Source organism: Sulfurimonas sp. (assembly GCF_019429335.1).
GTDB lineage: Bacteria > Campylobacterota > Campylobacteria > Campylobacterales > Sulfurimonadaceae > Sulfurimonas.
In genome coordinates this window covers 1-2,161 of record NZ_JAHYJB010000066.1, presented here as the reverse complement: position 1 = coordinate 2,161, position 2,161 = coordinate 1, and the positions used below count along the sequence as shown (strand labels likewise).

Genomic DNA, 2,161 nt, shown 5'->3' with positions numbered 1-2,161 from the left:
AAAAATTTAAAGGCTATTGACATGTCAACATATATTTTTGGTCACACAAACCCAGACTCAGACTCCATAGTTGGGGCTATCTCTCTAACTTATCTTAAAAATCAGCTCGGCGAAGATTGCGTAGCTACGCGTCAAGGCGATATATCTCCGGAGACGGAGTTTATATTAAACAGATTTGGCGGCACATTGCCTGAGCTTAAGACTTCATACGCAGGCGAGAATGTCTATCTTGTGGATTTTTCTGACCTTGCTCAGGCTCCAAAAGATATAAAAGAAGCAACAATCTTAGGAATTGTTGACCATCATAAGCTAGGCGACATAACGACAGATTCTCCTCTAGAGTGCTGGATTCGCCCGATAGGGTGTTCAAACACGATAATCAAAGAGATGTACGACTATCATAAAATAGACATTCCCAAAGACATAGCAGGCATGATGATGTGCGCGATTTTAAGCGATACGGTGATATTTAAATCTCCTACATGTACAAAAGTTGATACAAAGGCTGTGAAAGAGCTTGCTGAAATTTGCGGAGTTGAAGATTATAAGAGTCTTGCAATGGAGATGTTTATAGCAAAATCTGCTATTGATAGTGCGAGCGCTCGCAACCTAAACACAAGAGACTACAAAGCGTTTGATATGAACGGAACAAAGGTCGGAATTGGTCAGCTTGAGATGGTCGATATTTCGGTCTTAAACGACAGAATAAACGAGCTGTTTGAAGATATGAAGCTTATGAAGCAAGAAGAGGGACTTCACACAATCATCATCCTTTTAACAGACATTATGAAAGAGGGCTCTCAGCTTTTGGTTATAAGCGATGATTTAAGCAAGGTTGAGAATGCGTTTAAAATTAAAATCCAGAACAACCAAGCATGGCTTGATGGAGTTTTAAGCCGTAAAAAGCAGGTTATCCCTTTTCTTCAACCGCAGTTTTAACTCTATAACATGCCAGCTTTGGCATGTTGCTAAGAGCTGTTTAAAGCTCGCTGCTTTTGCAGGGTTTTGCAAAATAGAAGCCTTGGAAGAAGTCACATCCGAGATCTTTTAATATCCCAAACTGCTCTTTAGTCTCTACGCCTTCGGCTATTACTTCAAAGTTAAACTCTTTGCCCATTAAAATTATTGTCTTGACTATCGTTTTGTCAGAGTTATGGTTTAAAAGACCAAATACAAATGATTGATCTATCTTCAGCTCATCTATTTTGAGATGTTTAAGGTAAGCCAGACTAGAGTATCCTGTTCCAAAATCATCAATAGATAATGAGACGCCAAAAGCGTTTAACTCCTCAATTTTTTTCATTGCACTCTTTTGGTCGTTTATTAGCACGCCTTCGGTTAGTTCAAGTCTTAGTTTATTGGGATCTATCATCTTTGTGCTTATCAACTCTTTTATCTCATCTACAAAGCCCGCATCCCTAAATTGAAGCGGACTGACGTTTACGGATACTCTCCACTCTTTTTTTATCTCATCCTCTGCCCAAGAGAGAAGCTCGTCTGTAGCACTCTCAAGAACAAAACGTCCTATCTCTTTAATGACTCCGGACTCTTCTGCAAGCGGAATAAAATCTGCGGGAGATACAATTCCGATGCTCGGATGCTGCCATCTAATAAGCGCTTCAGCACCTACGGGTTTTGCATATTTATCAAACTGTTTTTGATAAAGAACAAAGAACTGATTCTTCTTTAGCGCCTCTTTGATATTTTGGATTAGCAGGGATCTTGATTTTGTCACATCCTGAAGAGAGCTGTCATAAAATCTGATAATGTTTTTTCCATCTTTTTTTGCCGTGCGCATAGCGTACTCAGCCTGATTAAAAAGCAGATCTGCAGTTTCAACGTCATCAAAGAAGAGTGCTATGCCAATACTGCAAGTGAGATAAAAAGTTTTATCCTTAATAATAAACGGCTCTTTTGTAATCTCTAAGATCTGTTTTGCAAACTCTTTTGCAGCAAGGGCTGCACTCTCTTGTCTGCTTGAGAGATTCTCAATCAAAATTAAGAATTTGTCGCTTCCGAACCTTGAGATTATAGATACATCTTTAAGCTTTATGGCAAGTCTGTTAGCCGTCTCCTTTAAAACAGTGTCACCCTCATCTTGACCCATCAAATCATTTACGCTTTTAAAGTTGTCTATATCCATAAACATGAGAGCGCCGTA

2 protein-coding genes are annotated in these 2,161 nt (G+C 39.2%); one reads left to right on the top strand and one right to left on the bottom strand.

Annotation, left to right across the window (positions count from 1 at the left end; translation table 11 throughout):
- Window positions 1–21 precede the first annotated feature (21 nt).
- On the top strand, window positions 22–939 hold the full coding sequence (locus K0A91_RS10890) for a manganese-dependent inorganic pyrophosphatase (protein WP_295010236.1): 918 nt from the start codon (window positions 22–24) through the stop codon (window positions 937–939).
- A gap of 40 nt (window positions 940–979) precedes the next feature.
- On the opposite strand, the gene K0A91_RS10885 is transcribed toward K0A91_RS10890, so the two are convergent.
- Window positions 980–2,161: bifunctional diguanylate cyclase/phosphodiesterase (locus tag K0A91_RS10885; RefSeq protein ID WP_295010234.1), on the bottom strand; the 1,182-nt coding region annotated here is incomplete at its 5' end.

What these genes read in the sequence shown, in the direction of transcription:
- K0A91_RS10890 (WP_295010236.1), top strand. Translation starts at nt 22, where the DNA reads ATGTCAACATATATTTTTGGTCACACAAACCCAGACTCAGACTCCATA.